We start from the raw sequence: 26,993 nt of genomic DNA on the forward strand, positions 1-26,993 counted from the left end.
GGGGTGCACGTGCTTCCCGGGGGCGGCCGTCGCCTCAGTGAGGAACAGGGCCGGCGCGGTGGGGGTGGGCAGCGTGGATGTACTTCATGGCAGTGGTGATGGAGATTCCGAAGACACGGACGAGGTGGACGGGATCTTCGGTCTCGCGGGCCTCATCCAGGATTCTGTCGGCGCGAACTGCGCGCAGAGTCAGACCGGCGGGATCGAAGCGCCTGTAGACGTAGTCCGCGGAGACAGGATCGGTCGCGCTGGCGGTCTGTTGAGTGACCAGGAGGTGCGCGTTGACGGTGCGTGGCCAACGCTGATGGCGGTAGCGGAGCCAGGCGTGCAGTAGGTCAGCTGTGGTGTTGTCGAGGTGGACGACGTGACGGCCGTGGGGGCGGCGGATCAGAAGTTGCCGTCGGGTGAGCAGCACGTCGGAGAGGACGAGGTTGCGCAGGTCGGTGCCGCTGGTTGCGTGGAGGGCGACCAGGGCGAGAACCAGGCGGGTAGCGGGGTTGGAGCTGGTCTCCAAGAGCCCGGCCAGTCGGTCGGGGGCGAGAGTTGTCGGTAGCAGTTCCTGGCGGGTGACGCGGAGTCCACGGGTGGGGTCGACGAAGACGAGCTTGGCGTGTTTCAGGGCTCGAAAGAGCGACCGGGCCGCCACAGCACGCTCGTGGGCGCGCGGGCCCTTGACTGCGGTGACAGCAGCCTTGACGTCAGGCTCCGTTACCTGGCGCAAGGTGGTGTAGCGGGTGGTCCAGTCAGCGAGTGCTGTGGCCAGGTAGATGAGGTAGCGGCGCAGGGTGGCGTAGTCGGTGACGCGGTGGTGGGACCTGCCAGTGCCACGCAGGACCCCGACCCACGTGCCGAGTTCGTCGCTGATCCGTGGGGGGAAGGCGGCGATGGTGCGCCGGACGAAAGCCTCGTGGCGGTTGCGCCGCGGGGGCGAGTGGACGAGCTGTTCGCGTTGATCCAGGAAGGCGACGAGGCCGCGGATGCGCCCCATGCCGCCGAACGCGCGGTGCATCGCCCGAATATCTTCCTCGCGGAAGACGGTGTCGGCGCCCAGCCAGGTGGCGGCCACTCGTAGAACTCGAGCACTGGACTCGTGGACTGACCGGTCCCAGCGGTTCTCGGTGGTGTACCGGGCGAAGTCCGCCAGCAGGGACTTCACCGGCGGCAGCGGGGCTGGCAGCAGAGCTCCAGCCAGCGGGCGCCAGTCCCGCTCGATCTCAAAGATCGTCGCCTGACCTTCAAGTACGGCTGGCGGACTGAACTCCGAACGATCCGCGAGGAGCTCGCGACGGGCCGGGCCTTCTCTTGCCAAGAACCGCCCGGCAAAACGTAGTTGCCGCCAGGTAGAGGTGTCGGTGTCAGGTCCCAGCTGACGGCGCTGTCGAGTGCAGTCGCGGCATCGACCGTTCCGCAGGGGAAGCAGCCCGGCGCCACACCGACTGCAACATCCTCGCTGGTCAGCGTATATGCGACGCCAGCCTCTACAGGCTTCGCACACCTGGTTTCGTCCCCACGAGAGGCAGTGATCGCAACTTCGTGGCTGAGATTGAGGGCGGGCCCGCTGGGCGTGCGGCAGCACGACCACCCCGTGCTCGATATCAGGCGCCAGCAGCCCGGACTTGTGCAGGACCGCAGCGACTCCGGAGGGCCGGTGAGGCAGGGCGTCAAGGATGGTGGCATCGACCAGGTCCTGGCCTGCGGCGTCGCGGGCCGCCAGAGCAAGAGCCAAGGCATCCGTAGCAGTGACGCGCCAGGTGCGGCTCAGGCGGTGTTCGGTCTGAACTTCGTTGATCAGCGGCTTCAATCGTTCCAGATCTCCCTGGAACCGGTCTCGGAGCAAGACGGCGTGGTGGTCCAGCAGTCGGTAGGGCGCGGGGAACATGGCCATCTGTCCGCGCACTGCCGGCGGGCAGACACGCCCATCGTCCAGGACAGCGGCCGGGCGCTGGGCGCGCGCCCAGCCAGGTGCGTGGTAGCGGCCGTCGGTCTGCAGCCGGTAGGTGCCGGTGGGCGCCGCAGGCCGCCGGATGGATGCCGGCAGGCAGAACGACAGCTGGGTCCACACCGGCAGGCGTGCGGCCCGGACAGGCTCGTAGTACCAGGCCGCGTCGTACTCGGTGATCGCCACGACGCATGCGCGGCAGAAGCCTTCCTTGTTGACCCGCCACGACCGCTTGCAGCGTCTGCACTCGGCTGCCGGGTGATAACGCTTGGAGCGCCACTGGTGGCACGGGGAACAGAACGGCGGTTGCGCTCGCGGTCCCCAGCCGAGACACCCCGTGCATTGCCCCAGCGAAGGAACGCGTATGCGTGATCGAGCCATCTCAGTTCGGCGGGAGCGACCTCGGCCGCCCCGCTCCGCTTGGCCGACGTGGCACCGGCCGCGGCAGTTCTCCCGCGGCTTTCGCCAGTTCCTCGCCTTGGACTGCCGGAGTCCTCCGGGCCACGGGCTCGGCGACCAGAAGGTCCGCGACCGTGCAGTCCAGCGCGGCGCAGATCAGGTCGAGGTCCTCCAGCCGCACCGTCACCGGTGTACCCGACCACAGCGCGGAGACCTTCGAGAGCGACGGAGTGAACCCGACTTCTTCGAACACGGGCATCAGCTCGCTTGGCCGCCAGATGCCCCGGTTGGCCGCCGCCCACCGCAAGTTCCACTTCACGACAGACCCCCCGCGTCCACGCGCAACCGTTGTGCAGCCCGAGCCGACGAGCGCCGGCTCGCCATCTCCGGATCACCCTGAGCAGACAAAAGGTACCGAACCGTGGTCGTCGTCCAATCATGACCAAGCAACTTCTGCACCTCCCACAGCGACATCCCCGCCTCGTAGCGGTGCGTGGCACAAGCGTGCCGAAGCAGATGCGGAAAGATCCGCTCGACCGGCCCCGACAGGTGAGCCGCCGAGGCCCGCACCAGCGCCTTCCGCAGCGTCGATGTCGTCACCGCCGGCCCCACCGGACTCGGCCCGCCCCCGAGGTCCCGGGCCAGGCGCTCCGAGGGCCAAACTGGCGACTCGGGGTGCTCCGGGTCGTCCGAGAACAACCCTCGCACCTCCTCCACGTACCACCACAGCAGCTCACGGCCCTCGGCGAACAGGAACGCCTCGCGCTGCCGCGGCCCCGATCCTCGGGCACCCTTGCCCTGGACGACGAACCGCCCGAAGTCGCCCGCCTCCCAGTGCAGGTCCTTCATACGCATCTGGCACAGCTCCGAAGCGCGTACCCCGGAGATGTAGATCAACTTTGCCATCACGTAGTCCCTGCACGCCACCGCCTCCTTGCGGGCGTGCGCCAACTCCCGCCGCCAACCGCTCGCGCCGACGGCGGCACCCGCAGGCCAAAGTCGCCGCGGTGTGCGTGCCGGTTGAACGGATCGATCGGTGACTCGACCGCCGCCCCGAACCGCCGGAAGATCTCGTGCGCATAGCGCTGCTCCAGGAACGCGAAGAAGTGATCGATCCGATTCAGCTTCGATCGGACCGTCGGCGCCTGGCGCTTGCCGACCCCGGCGAAGTAGGCATCAACATGACGAGGCGACAACCGCCATGGCACCACACCGTAGTGGTCGCACACCTCGATCACCGGCTTCGTCAGCCCGTCCAGCGTCGAGGACGCTAGGCCCGCCACATCTCGCGCCCACTGGTACTCGACCAGCGTGTCCATGAAGAACAGCTGCTCGTCCTCCCGGTCGGCCCCGCCGGCATACCTGCGCTGCAGCGACAGGACATCACTCAGCCCCGGCTCGTCACCCGGCAACTCCCCGTCTGCGGAGGACGGTTCGCTGAGCGGCGGTACGAGGGAGAGCACGCGTGTCCTGAGATCTGCCATGGACAGGGAAATTACAGCAGCAACTCCTGAAATTCAGGAGAACAGCCCAAAATCCGGGAGGTCCGCTCATCGGGCCCAGCGAGCCTCCTACCAGCTGAGATGGAACGACGTACCGCTTCAGCTCTCATAGGAACCCGCTCGTACTCCAGTTAGGAACAGATACTCACCACCATGGCGGGGGAAATCCGCGCTCAACACGGCCACCAGTCCATCGGCGTCGCGGGCCACCACGACAGAGGCGTCACGCACCGGCCCATGGCCCTGGATATCGTCGCTCATGGCCGGCGAGCGTAGCGGCCATCACCGCACCATCGCCGCGTACGGCACCGTGTCCGAGCGGACCGGTCCCAGGACGATGACGCCGCAGGACTATGGAGTCGCTTCGGAGGCCAGGAGGTCGAGGAGGCCGGGGAAGCGGGTGTTCAGGTCGGTGCGGCGGAGGGTCACGCCCTTGCGGTTGCCGTAGTCGGTGGTGCGGATGAGGCCGGAGTCGGACAGGACCTTGAAGTGGTGGGTCATCGTGGACTTGCTGACCGGGGCCTGGAACGAGGAGCAGGAGCGCTCGACGTCTTCGGGTGCGATGACGAGTTCCGTGACGATGCGGCGCCGGTGGGGGTCGGCGAGTGCGGAGAGTACGGCGCCCAGCTCCAGTTGGGCGACCGCCGGGCCGTCGGATTCTCTGGTCATGCGCCACCACCCCCACGTACGGCTTGCATCGTACCTTCATGCGTGATCCACTGCCATGTACGAGAGACATCGTACCTCGAACGGCGGAAGGAAGGCCCATGTCTGAGCAGGCACACGCCACAGTGGCGGTCACGGGCGTCACCGGGGCGCTGGGCAGTCGGATCGCGGCCAGGCTCGCCGAGCGCGGCGTTCCGCAACTCCTCGTGGGGCGCGACCCCAGCCGCATCCCCGAGCTGCCGGGGGCCCAGCGGCGCGGTCCGGCCGAGTATGCCGACGCGGCCGCGATGCGTACCGCGCTCACGGGGGCGTCGACCCTCGTGCTGATCTCGGGGCACCCCACGGGGCGGCGGCTGGAGGAGCACGCCGGCGCGGTCGAGGCCGGGATGGCGGTCGGGGTGGAGCGGGTGCTGTACGTGTCCCTCCTCGGGGCGGCGCCCACGGCCACCTATCGCAACGCACGCGACCACTGGCTGACCGAGCAGTTCCTGGCGCTGGCCGGGGTCCGGCACACGGTGTTCAGGGCGGGCTTCTACGCGTCGACGCCGGCCGCACTCGCCGACGACGAACTCGTGGTGAGCGGGCCCGGGGGAGATGGCCGGGCCGCCTTCGTCACCCACGACGACATCGCCGATGTGATCGCGGCCGTCGCCCTCGACGAGGGGCCCCGCTCCGAGCACGACGGGGCGACGCTGGAGGTCACCGGGCCCGAGGCGCTCACCCTTGAGGAAGTGGTCGCCCGGATCGCCTCGGCCACCGGCCGTCCCTACCGCTATGTCCCCGAGACCGTGGAGGAAGCGTTCGCGCGGCGGTGGCGGATGGGCATCAGCGGAGTGCAGATCGAGAGCTGGATCTCGTGGTACCAGGCCATCGCGAAAGGCGAGCTGTCCGCGGTGACCGATGTCGTCCCGCGGATCACCGGCTCGTCCGCGACCCCGGTCGAGCGGGCCGGCTGGTGGCCCGCGCCCAAGACGGCCTGGTAGCCACTGCGCTGCAGGCCCTTACGACACGCCCTTACGACGCGCCCTTACGACGCGCCCTTACGACGCGCCGTTGAAGGCGCCCGCCGGGCCCGCCGCCGTCTCGCCCTGCGGCGCCGCGTCCTCGTTCTCGCCCGTCAGGTCGCGGACCAGCAGGGTCGCGCCCGCGACGGCGCCCGGCATCAGGAAGACCGCGACCAGCGGGAGGAGGAAGAGGAGGGACAGGGGGACGCCGAAGCCGAGGGCGAGGAGGCGGCGGGAGCGGAGCATGCGGCGGCGTTCCTTCAGCAGGATCCCGCGGCGCAGCAGGGCGATCGAGGTCAGCTCCTCGGTGAGGAAGAAGCCGGTCACGCAGAAGGCCAGCGCGGGGATCACGGTCTGGCCGACGCCCGGGATGAAGCCGAGCGCGAAGAGGAGCACGCTCCAGAGGGTGACGCGGATGAGCAGGCCGATGGCCTCGCGCAGCCCTATCCACAGCTCCGCCCAGATCGACAGGCCGGAGTCGGGGACCGCGCCGCCCTCGGAGCGGTCGACCTGCTCGGAGAGCGACTCGTAGAAGGGCTGGCCGACCAGGAGCGTGACCGCGGTGAAGGTCAGGACGGCGAGGAAGAGGCAGGTGGCGGCGAAGAGGATCGTGAGCGCGCCGCGGAAGATGCCGAGCCAGGGTGAGGACCAGTCGTCGGCGAAGGGCGTGGCCCATGCGATGACGTCATCGGTCCAGAAGAAGAGGGCAACGAGGGCCGCCGCGTAGCCGACGAGGGTGATCAGGGCGGGAATCATCCCGAACCCCCACCATCTCCCGTGCCGGGCCGCCCAGCGCTGCCCCTTCATCAGATAACCGAAGCCATTCACAAGATCACGCATGGGCCGAAGCCTACTGGCCTAGCGTGGCGCGAAAAGGACGCCGAGTTTATCGATCTCGTCACCGGCGCGGCCGGTGAAGCCCACGATCCGCCAGCCCGCGGGAGCGGTATAGGTGGCGGCGTCCGACGTGGGCGATCCGGCCGTCACCGTACGGCCCGTGTCGGTGGTGAACGCCGCCGAGAAGACACGGGTACGGCCGTCCTTCTGGCCCCGGGTGAGGGTCACGGAGGTGAGGTGCTCGGCGGGCCGAGGGTGAGGGAGACCGGGGTGCCGCCCGTGCCGCCGTGGGTGAGCGTCGCCCCGCCGTCCATGGCCAGGGACACCGCGTCCAGCCGGGAGCCGCCGCGCAGGGTGAGGGTGCGGGGCGCGGGCGGTGCGGCGGACAGGTCGTCGGCGTCGTTGAAGGCGGTGCCGTGCGGACCGCCGAACTGGTCGCCGGCGCGCAGGGCCCCGGAGGTGCGCCAGGAAAGGTCCACGGTGTGCGGGTAGTGGTCGGACAGCGGCTTGCCCTCGGCGTCGAGGAACGACGTGTGCTCGTTGTGATAGCGGGTGGCGGCGAGCGAGAGCAGCGGACCGGAGCGGTAGAGGACCTTGTCCACGACCTCGCAGGTGTCGGTGACGTTCTCGGGGTCGCAGACGAGGGCGTCGGAACCCGCGGGCGGGGCCGAGCCGCCACGGACGAGGTCCACCCAGGCGTCGGTGAGGCCGTTGCGGGTGGCCAGGTCGCGGATGTTGTCGGCGGCGCGGGTGTAGCGGGTGTTGGTGTCGCCCATGACGAGCACCGCGTTGCCGGCGGAGTTGGCGGTGATGTAGTCGGAGAGCTGGGTGACGTTGGCGCGGCGCGCGGCGAGGTCGGCGTCCGTCGTCCCCGCGTTGGTGTGCACGTTGTACAGGTCGAGATACGCGCCTTCGGCCGGCCGCACCCGGGCGAGGGTGAAGCCCTTCGGGGTGAGGCAGTCGGTGCCGTTGCACCGGTTCCACTTCACCCGCTCGAAGTCGTCGTACGGCAGGCCGGAGAGGGTGTTGAGGCCATCGCCGAGACCGGCGCCACCGCTGGTGGGGGTGCGGTACGGGTGATCGTCACCGGCGTAGAGCGCGGCGTGGTAGTTGAAGTCCTCCTGGACGTTGACGATGTCGTACGCGCCGAGCCGGGGCGATATCAGCGGGGTGTTCTTGGCGGGGTGGCCGGAGGACAGGCCCTCGGGGAGCCCGGCCACGTTGTAGGTGAGCACATTGAACGTGCCGGTGGCGGCGCGGGGCACGTTGGCATCCGCTACCGCCGCCGCGGGCGTGGCGCCGGATGTGGCCGCACAGAGCGTGAGCGCCGCCGCGGCCGCGACGGCTAAGCGTCCGATGATTCTCAAGGAGGCATCCTCTCGGCTGATGACCGGTGATGAGGGGCTGTTGGGCGTGCGGTGTTCGACTGGCGTTCAACCGCGTTCCTTACCTTCGCGCTCATGGCCCCCGGACATCACCACCCTCATGATGAACACGCGGTGCACAGCCTTCCCCCGGCTCTCGACCCGTCCGTACGGGACGAGGAGCTGACCCCCGACCAGCTCTCCCGGCGCTCGATGCTGCGCCGCGCGGGCCTGCTGGGCGCGGGGCTCGGTGCGGTGAGCGTGCTGGACGGCGGCGCCACGCGCGCCGTCGCGGCGACCCGCGCGGCGCCCGGCTCCCGGCAGCACGGCGGCGGCTATCTGTGGCTGGCCGGGGACCATCACATCCACACCCAGTACAGCAACGACGGCAAGTACCGGGTCATCGACCAGGTGCGGCAGGGTGCCCGGCACGGCCTGGACTGGATGGTGATCACCGACCACGGGAACATCACCCACGCCCGGATCGGGGTCGAGAAGGTCAACCCCGACATCCGCGAGGCGCGCGAGACCCACCGGGACGCACTCGTCTTCCAGGGGCTGGAGTGGAACATCCCCGGCGCCGAACACGGCACGGTCTTCGTCCACCCCGGCCGTGACGAGGTGGCGGTGCTCAAGGAGTTCGAGACCTCCTTCGACGGGTCGGTCAAGAACGCCGGCGACTCCACCCCGCGGAACGAGGCCCTGGCCATCGCCGGTCTTGACTTCCTCTCCGACGCGGTGCGCCGACGGCGCGTCAAGGCCGCGCTGATGCTCGCCAACCACCCCGCCCGCAAGGGCCTCGACTCCCCGCACGAGATCCGCGGCTGGCGGGACGCCCAGCCGCACATCGCCGTCGGCATGGAGGGCGCGCCGGGCCACCAGGCCGCCGGGATCCCGGCCTCCGCACACGGCCCGGGCGGTGCGCGCGGGCTGTACGAGAACGCCCCCGGCCCCCAGTCCTTCACCGCGTACCCGGCCGAGTCGTACCGCACCTGGGGCGGCTTCGACTGGATGACGGCGACGGTGGGCGGGCTGTGGGACAGCCTGCTCGCCGAGGGCAAGCCGTGGTGGATCACCGCCAACTCCGACTCCCACAACGTCTACGCCGACACCGCGATGCGCCGCCCCGGCAGCGACTACGAGACCAACGGGCGGCAGGACGACCCGGTGTACCGGGGCGGGCTCGACCTGGAGGAGAACGACTACTGGCCGGGCCAGTACAGCCGCACCCATGTGGGGGCCGAGGACTTCTCGTACGCCGCCGTCATGGACGGCATCCGGGCGGGCCGGGTCTGGGTGGACCACGGCGGCCTGATCAGCGGCCTCGACGCGCGGCTCAGCGGCGGTGGGAGTGGCGGCGAACGTCGCAGCGGGAGCGGCGGCGGGGGCCGCTCGGTCACCCTCGGCGGCACTCTGCAGGTGGAGCGGGGCACCCGGGTGCGGCTCGATATGGACATCGCCCTGGCGAACGGTCCCAACTGGGCCGGTTTCATACCCACGTTGGCACGTGTGGACGTCATTCAGGGCGAGGTCACGGGGGCGGTGGGCGACCGCGACACGTTCACGACGCCGCGCACCCGCGTGGTGAAGTCGTTCGAGATCAGCCGCACGTCGGGGTCGGTGCGGCTCTCCTACGACCTCGGCGCCGTGGACCGTCCGCTGTACGTACGGCTGCGCGGGACCGACGGCAACCGGGCGGCGGTGGGCGCGCGGGGCGCGGCGGTGGATCCGCACGGCCCGGCGATGGATGTGCCGGGCGATGCGGATCCCTGGCGCGATCTGTGGTTCTACGCCAACCCCATGTGGGTGCTGCCCTCCTGACGACGGAGCCGGGTGCGTCCGCTCTGACGACGGGGCCGGGTGCATCCGTCCTGACGACCGGACCGGGTTCATCCGCGCCTCAGAGCTTGCCCGCGCCCGCCTGGGCGGTGACGCTCGCCACGACGGAGGACGCCGGTTCCGCCGTGTACGCGTACGGCGGGGTGGTGAAGCCGCCGGTCTGGGACACCTCCGTGGCCGCCCCGCCCAGGTCGTTGCCGCGCAGCACCGCATAGCCGTCGATGTCGCTGTCCCGGCTGGTGGTCACGGCCACCTCGGTGTCGCGGAAGACGTTGTTCTCCACCAGCGTCTGCGCGCCCATCCGGGAGTGCACACCGGTTTCCGCGCCCTGCACGTAGTTGTCGTAGAAGTGGCCGGTGCCGAAGCGCAGGCTGGGGATGCGGGAGTAGACGTTCGCGAACCAGTTGTGGTGGTACGTCACCTTGAGGTGGCCGGTGTCCTCGCTCGCGTTGTTGTCGCTGTGGCCTACCAGGCTGCCCTTGAAGTGGTCGGCGAATCTGTTCCAGGAGACGGTGATGTTGTCGGAGCCGTGGCTGATGTCCAGCAGACCGTCGTAGTAGTCCTTGTCGTGGTCGCGGTCGGCCGAGAGGGTGTTGTGGTCGATCCACACCCTCGTGGACTTCTGCACGGTGATGGCGTCGGACGGCTTCCGGGGCTTGCCGAGGTTGAGGTTGCGGACGATGACGTTCGTCGCCTCCTTCAGCCGCAGTCCGCCGCCGGTGAAGCCGGAGCCCGAACCCACGCCCAGCACGGTGGTGTTGGAGCCGATGTCCACCTGGCCGGTGAGGGAGAACAGCCCCGAGACCTTGACCACCTTGGCCTTGTCGCCGGTGACGGCGGTCTTGAAGGCATCCAGGGAGATCACGGTGGTGGCGGTGGCGTTTCCACCGCCCGTGGTGCCGGCGCCGAAGCCGATGGGGGTGGTCTCGACGGCGAGACGCGCGGCGGTGGCGGAGCCCGCGGCGGCGGTGCGTGTGCTCTCGGAGCGTGCGGAGTCGGTCGAGTCCGCGTCATGGGCGGAGACCGTGGAGAGGCCGCCGAGGGCGAGCGCCGCGGTGACGCCCGCGGCGACCGCGGTCAGCCGGCGCCGGTTGCGGGCGGTGACAGGAGTACTCAAGGCGCTGGTGGCACGGGTGGCGTCGGTGACGTCACCGATGTTGTCCGTGGTGCCGTGGTCGTGCGTCGAGCGCATGGGGGAGTCCTCTCATTCGGAGGATCTCCACACGGGAGGGGTAATCGCTTGCGGGATGAGCGCGGCTGAGCGGGCAAGCACGCTGATCACAAAGGCCGGTGGAGATCGCCAAAGGTGCGGCTCTGACGGGTACGGGGCCCTGACGCCGGGCGGTGCGGTCAAGACCGCCCCGGCGGACAGCAGCCATCCCGGAAGAAGCTAGTAAGCGCTTGTGACACTGTCAACACCCCTTACCGGCAACGGAGTTGGCCATAAGCAGAGTTGACGGGGACGGACTTTGCAGAATCCACAGGCGTCCCACAGTTACCGCCCCTACCTTTCCATGCTCATGACAGATCTCTCCTCCGCCCCCATGGGGCGCCGACGCGTACTGGTCGCCGGAAGCGCGGCCGCCGCGGCCATCGGAATCGGCGCGGGCACAGCCGCCGCCCGCCCCGAGACGGCCTCCACGGCCACCAGAAACACCGGTGCCGCAGCGGCCCGCGACGCCGCCGCCATCTGCACGCTCACCAAGGAGCTCACCGAGGGCCCGTACTACCTCGACCACGCCCTCGTCCGCGCCAACGTCACCGAGGACAAGAAGGGAGTCCCGCTCCAGCTCGCCCTCACCGTCGTGGACACCGCCACCTGCGCACCGCTCAACAAGGCGCTGGCGGAGATCTGGTACTGCGACGCGCTCGGCGAGTACTCCGGCTTCGTCGGCAACAACGGCCACCAGGAGCCGGACAACGGCAAGTTCCTGCGCGGTGCCGTGCTCACCGGCACCGACGGGGTGGCCAACCTCACCGGCATCTATCCCGGCTGGTACCGCGGCCGCTGCATCCATGTCCACCTCAAGGTGCACACGGACGTCACGCTCACCTCGGACGGCTCGTTCACCGGCGGCAACGAGATCCACACCGGACAGCTCTTCTTCGACGAGAAGATCACCGAGGCGGTGGCCAAGCTCTCCCCGTACTCCACCAACACCGTCCCCCGCACTCCCCTGTCCGCCGACGGCATCTACGGCAACGGCGGCACCGCCGCCGGGCTGCTCACCGTGACGGCGCTGGGCAGCACCCCGTCCGCCGGTTACCGCGGCACGCTCACGGTCGGCGTCGACCCGGACGCCTGACCCGACTCCCCGTCCGCCCCGCCCGGCATCCCCGGGCGGGGCCCTTCCCGGACCTCGTCCGTGCCCAGGCGCTCAGGCCAGGCGGATGACGTTCCAGGACATCGGCTCGAGCGTGGTGCGCAGGGCGCCGTCCGCGAGCGCCGTGCCCTCGCCGGGGTGCGGGGTGACGCGCTCGGGGTCCGTGAGGGTGTTGCGGGCCTCGGGGTCGGCGTCGGCGAGGACGGTGTGCTCGACCACGCGGGTCACCGGCAGGGCGTGCAAGGCGATCTCCAGCGGGAGGGGGCGGTGCTGGTCGCGGTTGACCGCGAAGACCGTCACCGCGCCGGTGGACTCGTCGAGGACGGCGGTGGCGTGCAGCAGCGGGACCTCGCCGTAGACGGCCGTCTCGTACGCCGGGCTGTCCACGTTGACCTGCAGCACCCTCCCCCGCCCATGGGCCGATGCCTGCGCGAAGGGGTAGAAGGTGGTCTGCCGCCAGGCGGGGCCGCCGGGTTCGGTCATGATCGGGGCGATGACGTTGACCAGTTGGGCGAGGCAGGCGACGGTGACGCGGTCGGCGTGGCGAAGCAGGGCGATCAGCAGCGAGCCGACCACGACGGCGTCGGTGACGGAGTAGTTGTCCTCCAGGAGGCGCGGGGCCTCCTCCCAGTTGAGCGGCTCGGCGTTGTGGTAGTGGGTCTGGTACCAGACGTTCCACTCGTCGAAGGAGAGGTTGATCTTCTTCTTCGACTTCAGCCGGGCGCCGATGTGATCGCAGGTGGCCACGACGTTCTCGATGAAGGACTCCATGTCCACGGCCGAGGCGAGGAAGGAGCCGCGGTCGCCGTCGCGCTCCTCGTAGTAGGCGTGCAGGGAGATGTGGTCCACGAGGTCGTAGGTCTCCTGCAGGACCGTCGCCTCCCAGGTGGCGAACGTCGGCATCGACTGGTTGGAACTGCCGCAGGCCACGAGCTCCACGTCCGGGTCGATCTGCCGCATCGCGCGGGCGGTCTCGGCGGCGAGCCGTCCGTACTCCTCGGCCGTCTTGTGCCCGGTCTGCCAGGGGCCGTCCATCTCATTGCCCAGACACCACAGCCCGATGCCGTACGGATCCTTGTCACCGTGGCCGATCCGGAGGTCGGCGAGGGCGGTGCCGGACGGATGGTTCGCGTACTCCTGCAGCTCAAGAGCCTCCGCGACACCACGTGTGCCGAGGTTGAGCGCCATCATGGGCTCGCCGTCGACCTTGCGGACGAAGTCGATGTACTCGGAGAGACCGAACCGATTGGTCTCCGTGGAACGCCACGCGAGATCGAGCCGGCGCGGCCGCGACTCGACCGGCCCGACGCCGTCCTCCCACTTGTAGCCGGAGACGAAGTTGCCACCGGGATACCGGATCACGCTGACGCCCAGCTCGCGGATCAGCGCGAGGACGTCTGTCCGCAGCCCGGCCTCATCGGCGGCCGGGTGGCCCGGCTCATGGATGCCGGTGTAGACGCAACGGCCGAGATGCTCGACGAACGAGCCGAAGAGGCGTGGGTTGACCTCGCCGACGGCGAAGGCGGGGTCGAGGGTGAACCGGGCGGAGGCGGGGGCGGAAGCGGAAGGGATCTGCGGCATGGCGGCCCATCTCTTCGGGTGCCGCGACTACGCGACGTCGCGGTTTCGCGGTTTCGCGGCTATTCGGCATGTCGACCAGCGCTCGTTTCTTCGAACGCGACCGTAAGATCTCGCCGCCACGTGCGTCAATGGCGGGGCGGGGGTGCGTTGTTTGGAGTGCGCGACTCGGTTGGGCGCGGATTCGCTACCGGTGCCGGAGGCGTAGGGTTCTGGGCCGTCTCCCCATGCAGGATGCTGACGCCTGCTGATCGCAGGTCTGCGATGTTGCGCCGGCAGGCGGGGGATGCGGCCAATGCTGCGTTGATGAACGGGAGCACGGCTACGGGGATGCCTAGCCCGATGGGCTCTGCGAGGATGCCTAGCGCATAGGTGTCGCTGATGCCCAGTGCTGCATTTCTTGATGGTAGGTAACGGGGGCGACGTTGATCGCATCCGCCTGCGGGACTGAGCGGGTGCCGTCGCCGGGTTGTCGGTATTCGCTGCGGATGGGGCGTCCGGTCTGGGCTTCGAGCCCTGAGCCATCTACGAAGGTTCGTCCCGCTGGGGTTGTGATGATCTACACGCCCCAGGACCGGTACCGGACTTGCCGGACGAGCTTGCCCACGTGTTCGGGTCCGGCAGCGCAGACGATGACGTAGAGGGTCCGTGGGGGGCGGTGTGGTCATGGGCGGGCTCCGACTCGGACGGCCACCTCGGGCAGGCCCCGCAGCTCACCGGGTACGTCCTGGTGGTGGATTCGTCCGACCAGTGGATGTCTTCGAGGGCGCGATCCTCGGCAGTGCGCAGGGCGGCGTATGCCTAGGGGTATTTGTTCCAGTGCTCGCAGGCCCTGGCGACGTCTACCCAGAGGATTGCCCGGGGTTCGCGGCGTCGATGGCGTCAATGTCGATCGTTCGGGCGTAGGCGAGTGCTGCTCCGGCGTCACAGAAGATGGTGGACTCGCCGGTCTACTCGTCGACGCGTTTGTCGTTCACCCGCGGCGCCTTCACCTCGACCATCCAGCAGCGAACTGCCGCTTGGTGTGGTGCCGTCCTCGTTGACTACCGTAAGCACGGGCGTGCCCTCCCGGCCGACGCGGCAACGTCGGCCTTGCGCGATGACCCATCGATCGATCCATCGGGAAGGTACGCCTCCTTCCGTCAGGAGTGATCCACAGGTACTGAGCATTACGCTCGTCACACCAGGCGCCCCTGGCCCGCAGCACATACACGACGCTGGCGAGCGCCGTTCGGTCTGAAACACGCAGCCGACCCGGATAGCCGCGGCGCCGTTCGGGAGCGGATGGCAGCAGCGCGGGCACCCGCTCCTACAGGTCGTCAGGAACAAGATCAGCACCCACCCCGAATACCCTGCCGACCAAGATCATCGAACACAAGACCCGCAGCGAACTCATTCTGAACGATCAGTTAGGCGTGTCCCCAGCACGTACCATGGCTGTTCACAGCGCGGCCAAGGCGTGTCCCAGGCACACCCGGGACACGCCCATTGCCTTCACTTGCATCGCCGCCGATCGGCGGCCTCAGCCCGCCAGCAGCGCCTTCGCGGCCGTGATCACCGGCAGGCCCACCTCGCCGACCAGCGCCGCGATGCCGGAAATGCGCTGTACCAGGCCGCGCCGGCGCTCCGGAGACATCTCCTCGGCGATCGAGTCAGCCGCCGTGTCCACCTCTGCCCGGTCGTTCTCATCCAGGTGTGGGCGTAGCTTCTCGATCTCCCGCAGGAGGGCCTCCACCGCAGGCCCTCCTGCGGTCGCGCCGACGGTCTTGCCGCCGGCCACGATGTCACCGGAACCGGTGTGCTCGGCCTTGCCGATGCTGCCCGAGCCGTACTGCTGAATATGGTCGCCGTTCATGATCCCCCGATGCTCCCGCTGCCGCTGTGACGGGCCTTGCCGATGCTGCCCGCGCCATACTGCTGGACGAGGTCGCCCTGCACCGCGTGTTCCACGTTGATGATTGTCTGCGCGACGCCAGGGTTGCCGATCGCGTTGGTGATCTCGTAGATCAGCCGCTGGATCTCCTCCTGCCTCGTGGACCAGATGGCCTCACGCTGGGTGCCGGAGGTGTTGAGGACCAGGCCGTAAACCGGGGGCTTCTGCAGGGCGGAGACCAACTTCCAGATCAGAAGCGCCTCGACGGCGAGAAAGACGATTGTTCCCACGGTGCCGGCCACAGCGGCGAAAATGCCGCCCAGGATCAACCAGCCGATGGTCCGGAGGATGAACTTCTTCCACACGGCGCCCTGGTCGACGGTCAGTCGTCTTTGGCCGACGTGGGAGATGTTGCGCAGTGGATACGCCTCGCCTCCTACCCACAACACACCCTCATTGATTGTTACTTGGGCCGCCACAGGACTCCTGTCTACTACCGGACGCTGAAGTATGGAGCGTAGCGAAGCCGATGCGGACACGCGACGGAAATCGACCCCTTCGCTTCCCGTGGATCCTGCGGCGAGCTGGACTGGTCGCTGTGCGATCAACTTGGCGAACATGGAACCCTGAAAAGGGGGGACCTGACGGGTCCGAAGCCCGTGGACCGGGACAAATACGGCCCGAAGATACACTTGATCACCAAGCAAACTCGCTTGCCCCCGTCCGTCGGAATCTCGGGCGCCAACATGCATGACAGCCAGACCCTGATGCCTCTCGTGAAGGGCATACCGCCGGTACGCTCCCGCCTGGGACCACGGCGACGCAAGCCTGGCCACGACAAGGGGTACGACTACGCTCACCCGCGGCGCTGGCTGTCAAACGGTTTACGGCTACTTCGCCAAAGGCAGAACGACGGCATCTTCACCCAGCTCAACGGGCTGCTGCGGGAGTTGGTGCGCCAACAGGAAGGCAAACACCTCCACCCTTCGGCCTGCGTGATCGACGCCCAGAGTCGACATCCGTCCCCACCGCAACGCAGGGCATCGACGCCAGCAAGAAAATGGTGGGACGCAAGCGCAGCATCATCACCGACCCCCTCGGCCTGCTGCTGGCGGTGCTGGGTCACCGCGGCCGGCGTCCAGGACTCCACAGCTGGCCGCACCCCTCCTGGAACAGGCTGCCGCCGACCACCCCGGCCTGCGCTAGGTCTAAGTCGATGGCGGCTAGCGCAAGCACTTCGTCGAGCACGCAGCGACCCTCGGCATCGACCTCGAAATCGCCCAACGCACTCCCGGGGCGAGGGGTTTCACTCCAATCCCGAAACCATGGGCGGTGGAGCGGACCTACGGCTGGCTGATGCTCCACCGCCGCCTGGCCCGCGACTCCGAAACCACCCACACCGTTCCGAAGCCATGATCCACATCGCCATGACCGACCTCATGACCCGCCGTCTCACCGGAGAGAACACCGCCTCCTGGCGAGACCCGACACCAGCACATTAAAGCCGCATCCCGGGGTGAAACAACAGGATGAAACGACCTCTAAGTCGGCGGTGACGTGGTGGCGTAGAGGGAATCAACGGATGGCGACGTCGTGATGCGCGCGGTGCCGGAGTGGTGCTCGATAGGCACGCGGGGGGTGGAGAGTGTTGGGCCGGTGGCCTGCCCGGATGGGGGCCGGGCAGTGCCACCGGGGCCTTACGCTGGCCCGGCGAATCGGGCGGGTCTGTTGGCCTGCCCGCGTTTGCGGCCGACGGACCCTCTTGGGCGTACCCGGCGAGGGGCCCCGTCCGGGGAGGCGGCTCAAGACTCGGTGGCCGTCCGCCCCAGCCGCGACGCCCCCGCCCCTGATGGCGGGTGGTTGTCGGGGAAGCGTTCGCGGGCTGTCCGCGGGTGTGGAGGTGGGTGGGCCGACGGGACCGGCCGCCAGGCCGCAGCCCGGCGGGGCGCCCCGGCCACCCGGCGCGCCGCAGGCGCGCCCTTGAGGAAGTGAAGACAGGTTTCGACACCTCGCATCAGGCGGCTCGCCCTTGCGCCTGAGACGTGCACGGGAGAGAAACTGCATTCGACAACGTGTTGCAACTAATTTGACAAGCAATTTCCAGAAGGCACCCCCCCCGCTGTCCGGCATCGGCCTCGGCCCCCGGCCCGGGAAGCCGCCACCGGCCCTCGGCCCCACCGGCCGACGGCGGGGACCCGGCCCGGCACCCCCTGCCCCGCTGCTCAATTGCGCCGAAGGCGCGAGACGGCGCCGCAGACAACCACACCGCCCGGCCGAGCGCCGCTCAGCCGCGCCATCCGCTCGCTACTCCGGGCGGATCCCCGTGCTGGACAGCCTCAGCCGGAGTTCCCGCTCCTGGTCGCCCGCCACCGCACCCTGCTCCCGCACCTCGAAGGCGTGGGCCAGGACGTCCGCCATCTGTTGCACCTGGCGGGGGCCGCCCTGGAGGTCGGCGGTGACGGGGGCCGTCAGGGAGGCGGGGCGGGGCCTTTCGCGGGGGTCGGCCACCTCGAAGACGGAGGTCCACACCGTGGGCCGCCCCTCCGCCGCGTCCTGCGGAAGGTTCGTGGTCGCCTCGTCGGACTCGTAGCACGAGCGCAGCACACCGAAGACGGCCTCGGCGTCGTAGCGCGAGATTCCGCTCACCGCCACCAGCACCTGCGAGGCGGACCGAGGCTGTTCCGGACCGGCCATCGTGGACATGGGGCCACCTTTCCGTTCGGTCTCTTCCAGCTGTTCCGGTTCTTACGGTTCCGGCGAACGCCGGAACTCTTCGGGTACCCACCGTCCCCGGCCCATCACCTCATGAGCGATCCCTTGATTCGGAACTCCGGGGCGGACGGGGTGAAGACGACGGCCTTCCGGAACCGGGACGGACAGCGGGTCCCTGGAGATCCTCAACACCGGTGAGGGCGCGGTGCGGACGGATTACGCGCTGCGCGGAGCCGACGCCGACGCTGGCGCCGGGGATGCGCGGGGCGCGGTCCACCGGACGGATGACACCCATGCGCTCAGCCGGGTCTGGCCGGCGCGGGTGCGCGACGGACGGCTGGCGGTCGCGCTGCCGGGGCGTTCGCTGACGACGGTGGTGCTGCGGTAGTCGACCCGCCGACGCCCCCTGCCAACGGGTGGCAGGGGGCGTCGGCTCCGTGGCCCAGGTCCTCGCCGGTCCTCGGTTCGTCAGTCCTCGAACGCGACGATCATCTTGCCGGTGTTCTCCCCACGGAGCATGCCGAGGAAGGCGTCCACCCCGTTCTCCACACCCTTGATGACGGTCTCGCGGTAGTGCAGCTTGCCCTCGCGGATCCAGCCGCCGACCTCCTCGAAGAACTGCCCCTGCAGCGCCTGGTGGTCCCCGACCAGCATGCCCTGCATCCGCAGCCGCTTGCCGATGACCATCGCGAGGTTGCGCGGGGCGGCGGGCGGCTCGGTGACGTTGTACTGCGAGATCATGCCGCAGACGGTGATCCGGCCGTGCACCTTGAGGCGGCCGATGGCGGCCTCAAGGTGCTCACCGCCGACGTTGTCGAAGTAGACGTCGATCCCGTCGGGCGCGGCCTCCTTGAGCTGCTCGGCGACCGGGCCCTTCTTGTAGTTGAAGGCCGCGTCGAAGCCGTACTCGTCGAGCAGCACCCGGACCTTCTCGTCCGAACCGGCGCTGCCGATCACCCGCGAGGCGCCCTTGAGCTTGGCGATCTGGCCGACCTCGCTGCCGACCGCGCCCGCCGCGCCCGAGACGAAGACCGCGTCGCCCTCCTTGAAGGACGCGACCTCCAGCAGCCCCGCGTACGCGGTGAGGCCGGGCATGCCGAGCACGCCGAGGTAGGCGGGGAGGGGGGCGACCTCGGGGTCGACCTTGACGGCGCTCTTGGCGCTCACCGTCGCGTACTCACGCCAGCCGCCGAAGTGCAGCACGTGGTCGCCGACGGAGAGCCCCTCCGCGTTGGAGGCGATGACCTTGCCGACCGCGCCGCCGTCCATCGGCTGGTCGAGCTGGAACGGCGGCGTGTACGACTTCACGTCGTTCATGCGCCCGCGCATATACGGGTCCACCGACATGTAGAGATTGCGGACCAGCGCCTGCCCGGGGCCCGGCTCGGAGATCGAGGCCTCGCGCAGCGCGAAGTCCTCCGGCTTCGGCCACCCCTGGGGGCGGGCAACCAGGTGCCATTCACGGCCGGTGGTGGGGATGACGGACATGGAAGGTGCCTCTCATACGCTTCAGCAGATGAAACAATCATGCTGCTGGATATTTTACGTTGTCAAGTAAATGGGTACTCTGGTTGCCATGACGTCCCGCATCGACCCGCTGACCCTCGAGGTCGTCGAGCTCATCGGCACCATCGTGGCCCGGTATCACGAGGAATACGAGGAGGCCGCGGCCAAGCACTCCCTGACCGGAGCACAGGCCCGGGTGCTGGGCCTGCTGTCCGGCGGCCCGACGCCGATGCGCCGGCTCGCCCAGCAGCTCAAGTGCGAGCCGTCGAACGTCACCGGGATCGTGGACCGCCTGGAGTCGCGCGGCTTCGCCGAGCGCCGCCTCGACCCCGCCGACCGACGGGTCAAGCTGGCCGCCGCCACCGACGCGGGCCGGGAGACCGCCGAGCGGCTCCGGGGCTCGCTCGACTTCGCGCGCGAACCGCTGGCGGAGCTCTCGGACGAGGAGCGTACGGTGCTGCGCGATCTGCTCAAGCGGATGCTGGGCGTCACGCCGTAGCGAAGACGGAGCCGTAGCGCGCCGGGACGCCCGGCTAGGTGCACCACCACAGGAAGCGATTGCAGGTCTCCGAGGGCGACGGGGTCGGCGTCGGTGCGACGGTCGCCGGGGCGGTGGGCCCCGGATGCGACGGCGTGGTGGGCCGCTGGGTCGTACCGGGGCCGCCCGGGGCCGAGGAGGTGGCGTCCGACGGGTCCGAGGACGAGCCTCCGTCCGGATCGGGCGAGGTGTCGTCCTTCCCGTCCTTGGACTTCCCGTCGTCCTTGCCCTTGCCCTTGGACGCGTCGTCCAATGCCTGGCCGCTGTCCGACGCCGAGGGGAGCTCACTCGGGCCGGTCGTGTCCTGGGTGACCGGCTCGTCGGAGTCCGACACCCCGCCACTGCGGTCGGCCACCGGCTCCTGCCGACTGGGCGACGGGGAGGACTCCCGCCAGTGCCCCTCGGTGGCCAGCTCGGCCACGAACACCGCGGCCAGCACCGGGCCGAGCACCGCCGCCATGATCGTCACCCGGCGGCCACGCCCCCGGCGGGCCCGACGGGCGCGGCTGCCGAAGAGGCGGGGCTTGGGCTTCCGGCGCGAGGCACGGGTGGCCCCGGAGGCGGCGGACGCCTGCGCCGCACGCCGCTCCGCGCGCCCGCCCGTACGTCCGTCCTCGGGCTCGTCCGTACGTCGATCCGTACGTCGATCCGTATGCCGGTCCGCGTGCTCGTCCGTACGCCGATCGGCACGTCCGCCCGTACGCCGGTCCGCACGCCGGTCGGCTCTCCGCTCCGCACGGGGCGCGGGCGTGTCGGCCCCGCCCTCGTGCGCGGTGTCCGATGCGGCGGAGGGCAGGCCGAGATCCCCGGCGGGCGTCCCGCAACCGGGGCAGGAGACGGCACCGTTGAGATGGCGGCGGCAGGGAGAGCAGTAATCCATTTCGCCGGGCAGGTTATGTGACCAACGGGTAGGTCAGCAGGACGCGGGGTGTGAGGATCCTGTGCAAAGAACCGTACGAAAGCCCTCGTCAGGCCCTGTCCCACCGGCGGCCGGTGCCCGCCCGGCCCCGCTCAGCCGGCGAAGGCGGGCTGCGCCAGACCCTGCCCCGCACCCTCGATGACCAGCAGCGACCCGGCGAGCGGCGGCGCTCCGGCGCCCAGTCCGACCCGTGCCGAGGTCAGATACAGATCGGTGAGGTCCGCACCGCCGAAGGCACACGCGGTGGGGCGCGGGAAGGGAAGCTCCACCACCCGATCGAGTGTCCCGTCGGGGGCGTAGCGACGGATCGCGGCGCCGTCCCACAGGGCGACCCACACCGCGCCGTCGGCGTCCACGCACAGCCCGTCCGGGAAGCCCGCACCCTTCTCGACCTCGGCGAACGGCCTCCGGCTCGCGACCACCGGACCATCGGCGTCGTCCACGTCGAAGACGTCGATACGGCGGGTGGGGGTGTCGGTGTAGTACATGAGGCGGCCGTCCGGGCTCCAGCCGATGCCGTTGCTGACCGTCACCCCCGGCAGGAACTCCGCAGGGGAGCCGTCGGCCCCGATCCGGGAGAGCGTGCCGCCGCCGGCCGTCTCGTCGTAGCGCATGGTGCCCGCCCAGAGCGCGCCGTCCGGCGCCACCGCGGCGTCGTTGCCACGGCGGCCGGGGACCGCCTCGCGCAGCAGCCAGTCGAAGCCGCCGTCGGCCCCGTACATCCCGATGCCGTCACGGAGGTTGACCACCAGACCGCCGCCCGCGCGGGGCTTGGCCGCGCCGACGTGCTGCTCGGTGGCCAGGGTGGTGCGGCGGCCGGTGGCGGGGTCGTAGGTGTGGACGCGGGAGGAGAGGATGTCCACCCAGATCAGCCGCCGGGCGGCGGCGTCCCAGGTGGGTCCCTCACCGAGCACGGCGCTCGCGCGCACCGCGATCTCGAGCGACGGCCGTGTGCTCATATGTCCCGCCTCCGATGTCCCAGCCGCACCGACAGCTCTCCCGCGCCCTTGGCCGCCAGCTCCGCCAGCTCGGCCTGGCGCTCCTCGCTCCAGCGGATCGTCGGCACCGAGATCGACAGCGCCGCGACCACCTTGCCCGTGGAGTCCCGTACGGGAGCCGCCACGCAGCTCACATCGGGGTTGGACTCCCGCTGTTCGACCGCGATGCCGCGCTCGCGCACGGTGACGAGATGGCGGCGCAGTTCGATGGGGGAGGTGATGCTGTTGTCCGTCATCGCGGCCAGCGGCTGCTCGTTCGACAGCCGCGCGTCCAGGGCGTCGTCCGGCAGGGAGGCGAGCAGCATCTTGCCGACCGAGGTGCAGTGGGCGGGCAGCCGGCGGCCGGCGGCGGAGACCATGCGGACGGCGTGGGTGGAGTCGACCTTGGCGATATAGATGACGTCCATGCCCTCGAGAATCGCGACATGCACGGTCTCGTCGCAGGTCTCCGCGACGCTCCGGGCCACCTGCCGGCCCTCGGCGGCCAGGTCGAGCTGCTCGGCGTAGCGGCTGGCGAGCTGATACGGCCGCACCCCGAGCCGATAGCGGCCGGGCTGGTCGGGTACCTGGACCAGATAGGAACGGGCGGCCAGGGTGGTCACCAGCTCATGGACGGTCGTACGGGGCAGGCCGAGCCGACGGGTGATCTCGGGTGCGGAGAGGGTGCCGTCTCCGTCCAGGAAGAGCTCGAGTATGTCCAGAGCCCGTGTCACCGCGGGCACCAGGCGTCCCATAGTGCTCGCCCTCCCCTTCTGGTCAGATGGCAAGCGTTCGAGATTCCGGCCGGTGGCCGGTATCGCGAACACAGGTTATGCACAGGGGACTTCCCCCGGCAATGGTCCGGCAAAGTGGGAGCCATGGATTCCGCACCCGGCTCGTTCCCCCGGCCCGACTCGTTCCCCACCCCCTTCCCCTTCGTCCTCGTGCTGCTGCGGCGGATGGCCGACCATCAGCCGGGGCTGGTCGAGGACGCGCTGCGCGAGCTGGGCTTCGGGCGTGCGGTGATGCGCGAGGCCAACCGCCGCTGGCAGGCCATGCAGCGCTCGCCCCGGCGGCGCTCGGCGGTGGCCCGCTACCGCTCCGTGCTGGGGGCGCCCGAGTCCACCTCCACCCGCCGGATCGGCGATCTGACCTGCGAGGCGCTGAGCTGGTCCGTGCCGCTCTGGCCGGATCTGCGGTTCGAGGTGCTCACCGCGCCGAACGGGGCGGTGTGGAACGAGTGGCTGGTGCGCGCTCCGGGCGCGCCCGGGCCGCGGCTGCGTACGGCCGCCGACCTCGTGCCCTGGTCCTGCACGGTGGACGAGGTGGCGCGTGCCTTCGCGCCCGCGCGGCCCATGGAGGGCTCGGCGCCCACCCGCTGGCGGCTGGCCTTCGACGCACCGGAGGCGGAGAACGGTGAACTCCGCCACTACGTGGCGGAGTTCACCTGGGGTCTGCTGCAGCGTTTGGAGAACGTCAGGCCAGCTTCGCCGACAGCGTGATCTCCGTACCGGCGAGCGCCTGGCTCACCGGGCAGTTCTTCTTGGCGTCCTCGGCCGCCGCGGTGAACGCGGCCTCGTCCAGGCCGTCCACCGTGCCCTCGACGGTGAGGTGGATGCCGGTGATCCCGGTGCCGGGCTGGAAGGTGACGTCGGCCTGGGTGGTGAGCTGGGTGGGCGGGTTGCCCGCCTGGGTGAGGCCGTGCGAGAGCGCCATCGAGAAGCAGCTCGAGTGGGCCGCCGCGATCAGCTCCTCGGGGCTGGTCTTGCCGTTGGCCTGCTCGGCGCGGGACGGCCAGGAGACCGGCTGCTCGCCGATGCCGGAGGAGTCGAAGGTGACGGTCCCCTGTCCCTGGGCCAGATTGCCCTGCCAGACGGTGTGCGCGGTACGCGTCGTAGCCATGCTCGCTGTTCCCTGCTTCCTGTCGGTGACGTCCACCCGTCGGTGGTGGAGCGCCGGACGAGACGTATGCGTAATGCGTATGGGTGATGCGTGATGCGTATGCGTATTCCGAGACGTCCACGTGGACCGAGACGTCTACGCGGACGGTCGGAGGTGATCACCCGGCGGGGGTGCCACCGCTTCCGGTCGCCCCCTGCCCGGAGATCGACTCCGAGCCTACGTTCCAGGCGACCACGGCCGGGCGACCATGCTCAGTTCCGAGTCGACTCACGGTCGCGGTGTCCAGCCGGAAGAGCGCGCCGGCGGACGGGGGCAGGCCCAGCCGGCGGGCGGTGAGCACCCGCAGGACGTGGGCGTGTGCCACCAGCACCACATCGGCGCCGTCCGCCGCCTCCAGCTCGGCGGCGATCCGGGCGAGCACCCGGTCCACACGGGCTCCGATCCGCTCGGGCGACTCCCCCGGGTGGTCCGGGCCGCCCGGCGGGACGCCGTCGGTCCACAGGTTCCAGTCGGGGCGGGTGCGGTGGATCTCGGTGGTGGTGATGCCCTCGTAGCCGCCGTAGTCCCATTCGTGCAGATCGGGCTCGACCGTGAGGTCCTCCAGCCCGGCGAGCCGGGCAGTGCGCATGGCCCGGGCCATCGGGCTGACCAGGGTCAGCCCGATCTTCCGCGCGGCGAGCGGCGGGCGCAGGGCGCGGGCCTGCTCCTCACCGCGCGGTGTCAGGGGCACATCGGTCCAGCTTGTGTGCTTGCGCGACCGGCTCCAGTCGGTTTCACCGTGCCGGATCAGCACCAGCTCAGCCACGGTTGCCGGACGCCTTCTCGTCGCCGGCGGCGGCCTGCTCCTTCTCCTCGTCGATGGCCCGCTTCTCGTTCGACGCGGCGGCGATGGAGGCCCGCACGCTGTCCATGTCGAGGCCGCGGGCCTGGCCGATGAGGTCCTCCAGGGCCGGCTCGGGGAGGGCGCCGGGCTGGGCGAAGACCGCGATGTTCTCCCGCACGATCATCAGCGTGGGGATGGACTGGATGTCGAAGGCGGCGGCCAGCTCGGGCTGGGCCTCGGTGTCGACCTTGGCGAACAGCAGATCCTGATGGCGCTCGGCGGCCTTCTCGTAGATGGGCGCGAACATCCGGCACGGCCCGCACCAGGAGGCCCAGAAATCGATCAGAACGAATTCGCTCCCGGACACGATCTCGTCGAAGTTGTCCTTGGTGAGTTCGACGGTGCTAGTGCTCATGCCTGCGTTACCCGCTTCCGTACGTCGGCAGATGCCACATGCACGGTAACCCCGCCACCGCCCGCCGTTATTCCGGGGCCGTGGCGCCTTACGGCTGCTCCACGGGTCAGGCCGTCCGGAAGCGTATGCCCAGGTCGGCGGGGGTGAAACGGCGTACGACCCTGGTGGACAGCCCGCGATCGGTGCCCCGGAAGACCCAGAAGCCACCCGTCCGGCCGTGGCCGTAGCCGGGCGCGGCGGCGATCACATCGTCGTGTCCGTCCCCGTCGACGTCGAGGAGTGGGGGCTGGGGGGCGAAGGCGTCGAAGCCGTAGGGAGTGTGCCGGCCGGGCACCCCCGGGGTGTCGAGGTCCAGGGTCTGCTCCCCGCCGTTCCCCTCGTGCGCGCTCGCGGCCGGGTCGTACTCGCCGCCGTGCCCACGCCGTGAACCGGGCAGCAGGGTGAGCCGACCGTTGCCGTAGTTCTTCTCCGGGGTGGCCACCACCAGGTCGGGACGGCCGTCACCGGTGATGTCGCCGACGGCCGGGGAGCCGCCGAAACCATCGCCGCGGCATGCGTCGCCGGGCAGGCCCGGCCCGGACGGGTCGACCGTGAGATCCGGACGCCCCCGGCCCAGACCGGACCTCGCGCCGTGGACGACGGTCAGCCGCCCGGAGCCGCGGTGCCGCCCGGGGCCGAGGGTGCCCTGGCCGGGCGCGAGCAGATCGTCGATCCCGTCGTGGTCGGCGTCCCCGGCCGCGGGCTCGCGCGGGCCGTCCTCCGTGCCGAGGGCGTGGGCCAGGCGCGCCTCGGGCCGCTTGTCCCGGACCAGGCCCTTGGGGCCGCCGCGGTAGTGGGCGACGGGGGTGTCGAGGGGGGTGGTGTCGTCGGCTTCCGGGTGATTCGGCTGGTCGGGCTGATCGGGCTCGTCCGGCTGGTCGGACTTGTCCGGCTGATCCGCCCGTTCCGGCTGAACCGCGTCGTAGCGGTAGGTCAGCACCACATCGGTGCGACGGTCGCCGTCGAAGTCCCCGGCGGTGGCGGTGGCAGGTGCGGGCGCGGGCGCCGCGCGGTGGGACCGGCCGGTGGGGAGCGGGGTGGTACGGGCGGGGCCCGCCTTGGTGCCGAACGGCCCGTACAGCACCCGTACCGCACCCCGGCCGTCGGCCGCCGAGGCCAGCAGGTCGGCCGCGCCGTCCCCGTCGAAGTCCCCCACGGCCAGCGCCAGAAATCCGGCCGCGCCACCCCGGAGGGGGCGCGGCGCGGCCAGCCCGCGGGGGCCGCCGCGCAATATCACCGTCTCCCCCGTCCGCTCGCCCCGCGGCGAACTCCCGTGCCGGAAGCGCGCCGTCACCAGGTCGGTGAAACCGTCGCCGTCGAGATCGGTGCGCAGCAGGGGCCCGACGTAGTCGTCCTCGGCGCCGTCGACGACGAGGCGGTGCCGCGGGTCGAGGCCGTGCGCCGAGCCGTAGACCACCGCCAGCCGGGCGGGCAGCGGCCCCCGGGAGGCGCTGGCGGGGCGGATGGCGGTGGCGAAGTCGTCGTAACCGTCGCCGTTGAAGTCCCCGAGCGAGACACCGGCCGTCCCCTTCGTGGCGCCCTCCACCGGCTTCGGGCCCCCGTGGCCGCCCTCGCTGCACCCGGCGAGCAGCAGCACGGACACGGTCACGGCGGCGACGGGGACGGGAACGGACGAACGCACGGCGGCACCTCGCGAGGCGGATCGAGCGGTCACGGACAAGAGACACGGACAACGGGCACGGACAACGGGCACAGCTACGGACACGAACGCGGATGCGAACGAAGGCTCCACCGCTCAAGGACTCCAGGAAGCACGATCGGGTTGCCTCACGGACGTCCCCGCCGACGCCCCGCCGATGCCCCCGCGGAATGCGCG

Annotated in this window: 26 protein-coding genes and 3 pseudogenes; 8 read left to right on the top strand and 21 right to left on the bottom strand. The window is 70.3% G+C overall.

The window, feature by feature from the left end; translation table 11 throughout:
• Window positions 1-34: 34 nt before the first annotated feature.
• The 6 genes from STRVI_RS52235 to STRVI_RS35435 all read right to left on the bottom strand — a co-directional run bounded on the left by STRVI_RS52235 (window position 35) and on the right by STRVI_RS35435 (window position 4,509).
• Window positions 35-2,125, bottom strand: a complete 2,091-nt coding sequence (locus tag STRVI_RS52235) for a hypothetical protein (protein ID WP_150112941.1) — start codon at window positions 2,123-2,125, stop codon at window positions 35-37.
• 196 nt (window positions 2,126-2,321) lie between these two features.
• A complete protein-coding gene (locus STRVI_RS35425) occupies window positions 2,322-2,657 on the bottom strand; it encodes a helix-turn-helix domain-containing protein (protein WP_014060388.1) in 336 nt (111 codons plus the stop codon).
• Window positions 2,654-3,235 (bottom strand): site-specific integrase, encoded by a 582-nt coding sequence (locus tag STRVI_RS55145; RefSeq protein WP_251982801.1) that lies wholly within the window; start codon window positions 3,233-3,235, stop codon window positions 2,654-2,656. Before STRVI_RS55145 ends, STRVI_RS35425 begins: the two co-directional genes overlap by 4 nt.
• 8 nt (window positions 3,236-3,243) lie before the next feature.
• A complete protein-coding gene (locus tag STRVI_RS55150; RefSeq protein WP_251982802.1) occupies window positions 3,244-3,822 on the bottom strand; it encodes a hypothetical protein in 579 nt (192 codons plus the stop codon).
• Between the two features lie 117 nt (window positions 3,823-3,939).
• Window positions 3,940-4,101 carry a hypothetical protein gene (locus STRVI_RS50250; protein WP_353477063.1) on the bottom strand — a complete coding sequence of 54 codons (162 nt, stop codon included), beginning with the start codon at window positions 4,099-4,101 and terminating at the stop codon, window positions 3,940-3,942.
• Window positions 4,102-4,191: 90 nt separating this feature from the next.
• A complete protein-coding gene (locus STRVI_RS35435) occupies window positions 4,192-4,509 on the bottom strand; it encodes an ArsR/SmtB family transcription factor (protein WP_014060389.1) in 318 nt (105 codons plus the stop codon).
• A 98-nt stretch (window positions 4,510-4,607) separates the two neighbouring features.
• Here STRVI_RS35435 and STRVI_RS35440 point away from each other — a divergent pair, with 98 nt between their 5' ends.
• The gene (locus tag STRVI_RS35440; RefSeq protein ID WP_014060390.1) at window positions 4,608-5,489 is read left to right on the top strand and encodes an NAD(P)H-binding protein; all 882 of its coding nucleotides are present in this window, start codon (window positions 4,608-4,610) and stop codon (window positions 5,487-5,489) included.
• 57 nt (window positions 5,490-5,546) lie between these two features.
• On the opposite strand, the gene STRVI_RS35445 is transcribed toward STRVI_RS35440, so the two are convergent.
• A complete protein-coding gene (locus STRVI_RS35445) occupies window positions 5,547-6,350 on the bottom strand; it encodes an EI24 domain-containing protein (RefSeq protein ID WP_014060391.1) in 804 nt (267 codons plus the stop codon).
• 18 nt (window positions 6,351-6,368) lie between these two features.
• Window positions 6,369-7,714 (bottom strand): annotated as a pseudogene (locus STRVI_RS35450) (jacalin-like lectin).
• A 93-nt stretch (window positions 7,715-7,807) separates the two neighbouring features.
• Here STRVI_RS35450 and STRVI_RS35455 point away from each other — a divergent pair.
• The gene (locus STRVI_RS35455; RefSeq protein WP_043240874.1) at window positions 7,808-9,532 is read left to right on the top strand and encodes a PHP domain-containing protein; all 1,725 of its coding nucleotides are present in this window, start codon (window positions 7,808-7,810) and stop codon (window positions 9,530-9,532) included.
• A gap of 79 nt (window positions 9,533-9,611) precedes the next feature.
• Here STRVI_RS35455 and STRVI_RS35460 read toward each other — a convergent pair whose 3' ends face one another.
• Complete coding sequence (locus STRVI_RS35460; protein ID WP_014060393.1) at window positions 9,612-10,742, bottom strand: pectate lyase family protein; 1,131 nt, start codon at window positions 10,740-10,742, stop codon at window positions 9,612-9,614.
• A gap of 328 nt (window positions 10,743-11,070) precedes the next feature.
• Between STRVI_RS35460 and STRVI_RS35465 the strand changes: the two genes are divergently transcribed.
• Complete coding sequence (locus STRVI_RS35465; RefSeq protein WP_043237035.1) at window positions 11,071-11,856, top strand: intradiol ring-cleavage dioxygenase; 786 nt, start codon at window positions 11,071-11,073, stop codon at window positions 11,854-11,856.
• A 72-nt stretch (window positions 11,857-11,928) separates the two neighbouring features.
• Here the strand turns inward: STRVI_RS35465 and STRVI_RS35470 are convergent, their stop codons facing one another.
• From STRVI_RS35470 to STRVI_RS35485, 3 genes are all read right to left on the bottom strand, one after another.
• Window positions 11,929-13,455 (bottom strand): alpha-N-arabinofuranosidase, encoded by a 1,527-nt coding sequence (locus STRVI_RS35470; protein ID WP_014060395.1) that lies wholly within the window; start codon window positions 13,453-13,455, stop codon window positions 11,929-11,931.
• A gap of 1,519 nt (window positions 13,456-14,974) precedes the next feature.
• The gene (locus STRVI_RS35480) at window positions 14,975-15,307 is read right to left on the bottom strand and encodes a hypothetical protein (RefSeq protein ID WP_014060396.1); all 333 of its coding nucleotides are present in this window, start codon (window positions 15,305-15,307) and stop codon (window positions 14,975-14,977) included.
• Window positions 15,304-15,864, bottom strand: a complete 561-nt coding sequence (locus STRVI_RS35485; protein ID WP_435532635.1) for a DUF6232 family protein — start codon at window positions 15,862-15,864, stop codon at window positions 15,304-15,306. The genes STRVI_RS35480 and STRVI_RS35485 overlap by 4 nt, the downstream gene beginning before the upstream one ends.
• A 30-nt stretch (window positions 15,865-15,894) precedes the next feature.
• On the opposite strand from STRVI_RS35485, the pseudogene STRVI_RS55155 reads away from it, so the two are divergent.
• Both STRVI_RS55155 and STRVI_RS49195 read left to right on the top strand, forming a co-directional pair.
• Window positions 15,895-16,206: pseudogene (locus STRVI_RS55155) on the top strand (IS5/IS1182 family transposase); the annotation flags it as partial.
• Window positions 16,205-16,827, top strand: a pseudogene (locus STRVI_RS49195) (transposase); the annotation flags it as partial. The pseudogenes STRVI_RS55155 and STRVI_RS49195, both read left to right, overlap by 2 nt.
• Window positions 16,828-17,629: 802 nt before the next feature.
• Here the strand turns inward: STRVI_RS49195 and STRVI_RS35495 are convergent.
• Window positions 17,630-18,028 (bottom strand): hypothetical protein, encoded by a 399-nt coding sequence (locus STRVI_RS35495; protein WP_014060398.1) that lies wholly within the window; start codon window positions 18,026-18,028, stop codon window positions 17,630-17,632.
• 214 nt (window positions 18,029-18,242) lie between these two features.
• Between STRVI_RS35495 and STRVI_RS35500 the strand changes: the two genes are divergently transcribed.
• Window positions 18,243-18,425 (top strand): hypothetical protein, encoded by a 183-nt coding sequence (locus tag STRVI_RS35500; protein ID WP_014060399.1) that lies wholly within the window; start codon window positions 18,243-18,245, stop codon window positions 18,423-18,425.
• A gap of 80 nt (window positions 18,426-18,505) precedes the next feature.
• Here STRVI_RS35500 and STRVI_RS35505 read toward each other — a convergent pair whose 3' ends face one another.
• The gene (locus STRVI_RS35505) at window positions 18,506-19,525 is read right to left on the bottom strand and encodes an NADP-dependent oxidoreductase (RefSeq protein WP_014060400.1); all 1,020 of its coding nucleotides are present in this window, start codon (window positions 19,523-19,525) and stop codon (window positions 18,506-18,508) included.
• A gap of 88 nt (window positions 19,526-19,613) precedes the next feature.
• Between STRVI_RS35505 and STRVI_RS35510 the strand changes: the two genes are divergently transcribed.
• Window positions 19,614-20,042: a MarR family winged helix-turn-helix transcriptional regulator gene (locus STRVI_RS35510; protein WP_014060401.1), complete on the top strand. Its 429-nt coding sequence runs from the start codon at window positions 19,614-19,616 to the stop codon at window positions 20,040-20,042.
• Between the two features lie 34 nt (window positions 20,043-20,076).
• Here the strand turns inward: STRVI_RS35510 and STRVI_RS51330 are convergent, their stop codons facing one another.
• From STRVI_RS51330 to STRVI_RS35525, 3 genes are all read right to left on the bottom strand, one after another.
• The gene (locus STRVI_RS51330; RefSeq protein WP_014060402.1) at window positions 20,077-20,961 is read right to left on the bottom strand and encodes an SCO2400 family protein; all 885 of its coding nucleotides are present in this window, start codon (window positions 20,959-20,961) and stop codon (window positions 20,077-20,079) included.
• 131 nt (window positions 20,962-21,092) lie between these two features.
• Window positions 21,093-21,959: an SMP-30/gluconolactonase/LRE family protein gene (locus STRVI_RS35520; RefSeq protein WP_014060403.1), complete on the bottom strand. Its 867-nt coding sequence runs from the start codon at window positions 21,957-21,959 to the stop codon at window positions 21,093-21,095.
• Complete coding sequence (locus STRVI_RS35525) at window positions 21,956-22,732, bottom strand: IclR family transcriptional regulator (protein ID WP_014060404.1); 777 nt, start codon at window positions 22,730-22,732, stop codon at window positions 21,956-21,958. The genes STRVI_RS35520 and STRVI_RS35525 overlap by 4 nt, the downstream gene beginning before the upstream one ends.
• A gap of 123 nt (window positions 22,733-22,855) precedes the next feature.
• Between STRVI_RS35525 and STRVI_RS35530 the strand changes: the two genes are divergently transcribed.
• Entirely contained in the window at window positions 22,856-23,479 is a 624-nt protein-coding gene (locus STRVI_RS35530) for a hypothetical protein (protein WP_014060405.1), read from the top strand.
• On the opposite strand, the gene STRVI_RS35535 is transcribed toward STRVI_RS35530, so the two are convergent.
• From STRVI_RS35535 to STRVI_RS35550, 4 genes are all read right to left on the bottom strand, one after another.
• A complete protein-coding gene (locus STRVI_RS35535; RefSeq protein ID WP_014060406.1) occupies window positions 23,454-23,879 on the bottom strand; it encodes an OsmC family peroxiredoxin in 426 nt (141 codons plus the stop codon). The genes STRVI_RS35530 and STRVI_RS35535 overlap by 26 nt on opposite strands.
• Window positions 23,880-24,036: 157 nt before the next feature.
• Entirely contained in the window at window positions 24,037-24,684 is a 648-nt protein-coding gene (locus STRVI_RS35540; protein WP_014060407.1) for a histidine phosphatase family protein, read from the bottom strand.
• Window positions 24,677-25,117, bottom strand: a complete 441-nt coding sequence (trxA, locus tag STRVI_RS35545; RefSeq protein WP_014060408.1) for a thioredoxin — start codon at window positions 25,115-25,117, stop codon at window positions 24,677-24,679. The genes STRVI_RS35540 and trxA overlap by 8 nt, the downstream gene beginning before the upstream one ends.
• Window positions 25,118-25,223: 106 nt before the next feature.
• A complete protein-coding gene (locus tag STRVI_RS35550; protein ID WP_014060409.1) occupies window positions 25,224-26,798 on the bottom strand; it encodes an FG-GAP and VCBS repeat-containing protein in 1,575 nt (524 codons plus the stop codon).
• Window positions 26,799-26,993: the final 195 nt, after the last annotated feature.

The sequence above is a fragment of the Streptomyces violaceusniger Tu 4113 genome (genome assembly GCF_000147815.2).
GTDB classification, from domain to species: domain Bacteria; phylum Actinomycetota; class Actinomycetes; order Streptomycetales; family Streptomycetaceae; genus Streptomyces; species Streptomyces violaceusniger_A.

Bases quoted from the DNA above. Each gene is read 5' to 3' on its own strand.
- STRVI_RS55150 (WP_251982802.1), bottom strand. From the start codon at position 3,822: ATGGCAGATCTCAGGACACGCGTGCTCTCCCTCGTACCGCCGCTCAGC.
- STRVI_RS50250 (WP_353477063.1), bottom strand. From the start codon at position 4,101: ATGAGCGACGATATCCAGGGCCATGGGCCGGTGCGTGACGCCTCTGTC.
- STRVI_RS35435 (WP_014060389.1), bottom strand. From the start codon at position 4,509: ATGACCAGAGAATCCGACGGCCCGGCGGTCGCCCAACTGGAGCTGGGC.
- STRVI_RS35440 (WP_014060390.1), top strand. From the start codon at position 4,608: ATGTCTGAGCAGGCACACGCCACAGTGGCGGTCACGGGCGTCACCGGG.
- STRVI_RS35445 (WP_014060391.1), bottom strand. From the start codon at position 6,350: ATGCGTGATCTTGTGAATGGCTTCGGTTATCTGATGAAGGGGCAGCGC.
- STRVI_RS35455 (WP_043240874.1), top strand. From the start codon at position 7,808: ATGGCCCCCGGACATCACCACCCTCATGATGAACACGCGGTGCACAGC.
- STRVI_RS35460 (WP_014060393.1), bottom strand. From the start codon at position 10,742: ATGCGCTCGACGCACGACCACGGCACCACGGACAACATCGGTGACGTC.
- STRVI_RS35465 (WP_043237035.1), top strand. From the start codon at position 11,071: ATGACAGATCTCTCCTCCGCCCCCATGGGGCGCCGACGCGTACTGGTC.
- STRVI_RS35470 (WP_014060395.1), bottom strand. From the start codon at position 13,455: ATGCCGCAGATCCCTTCCGCTTCCGCCCCCGCCTCCGCCCGGTTCACC.
- STRVI_RS35480 (WP_014060396.1), bottom strand. From the start codon at position 15,307: ATGAACGGCGACCATATTCAGCAGTACGGCTCGGGCAGCATCGGCAAG.
- STRVI_RS35495 (WP_014060398.1), bottom strand. From the start codon at position 18,028: ATGTCCACGATGGCCGGTCCGGAACAGCCTCGGTCCGCCTCGCAGGTG.
- STRVI_RS35505 (WP_014060400.1), bottom strand. From the start codon at position 19,525: ATGTCCGTCATCCCCACCACCGGCCGTGAATGGCACCTGGTTGCCCGC.
- STRVI_RS35510 (WP_014060401.1), top strand. From the start codon at position 19,614: ATGACGTCCCGCATCGACCCGCTGACCCTCGAGGTCGTCGAGCTCATC.
- STRVI_RS51330 (WP_014060402.1), bottom strand. From the start codon at position 20,961: ATGGATTACTGCTCTCCCTGCCGCCGCCATCTCAACGGTGCCGTCTCC.
- STRVI_RS35520 (WP_014060403.1), bottom strand. From the start codon at position 21,959: ATGAGCACACGGCCGTCGCTCGAGATCGCGGTGCGCGCGAGCGCCGTG.
- STRVI_RS35525 (WP_014060404.1), bottom strand. From the start codon at position 22,732: ATGGGACGCCTGGTGCCCGCGGTGACACGGGCTCTGGACATACTCGAG.
- STRVI_RS35530 (WP_014060405.1), top strand. From the start codon at position 22,856: ATGGATTCCGCACCCGGCTCGTTCCCCCGGCCCGACTCGTTCCCCACC.
- STRVI_RS35535 (WP_014060406.1), bottom strand. From the start codon at position 23,879: ATGGCTACGACGCGTACCGCGCACACCGTCTGGCAGGGCAATCTGGCC.
- trxA (WP_014060408.1), bottom strand. From the start codon at position 25,117: ATGAGCACTAGCACCGTCGAACTCACCAAGGACAACTTCGACGAGATC.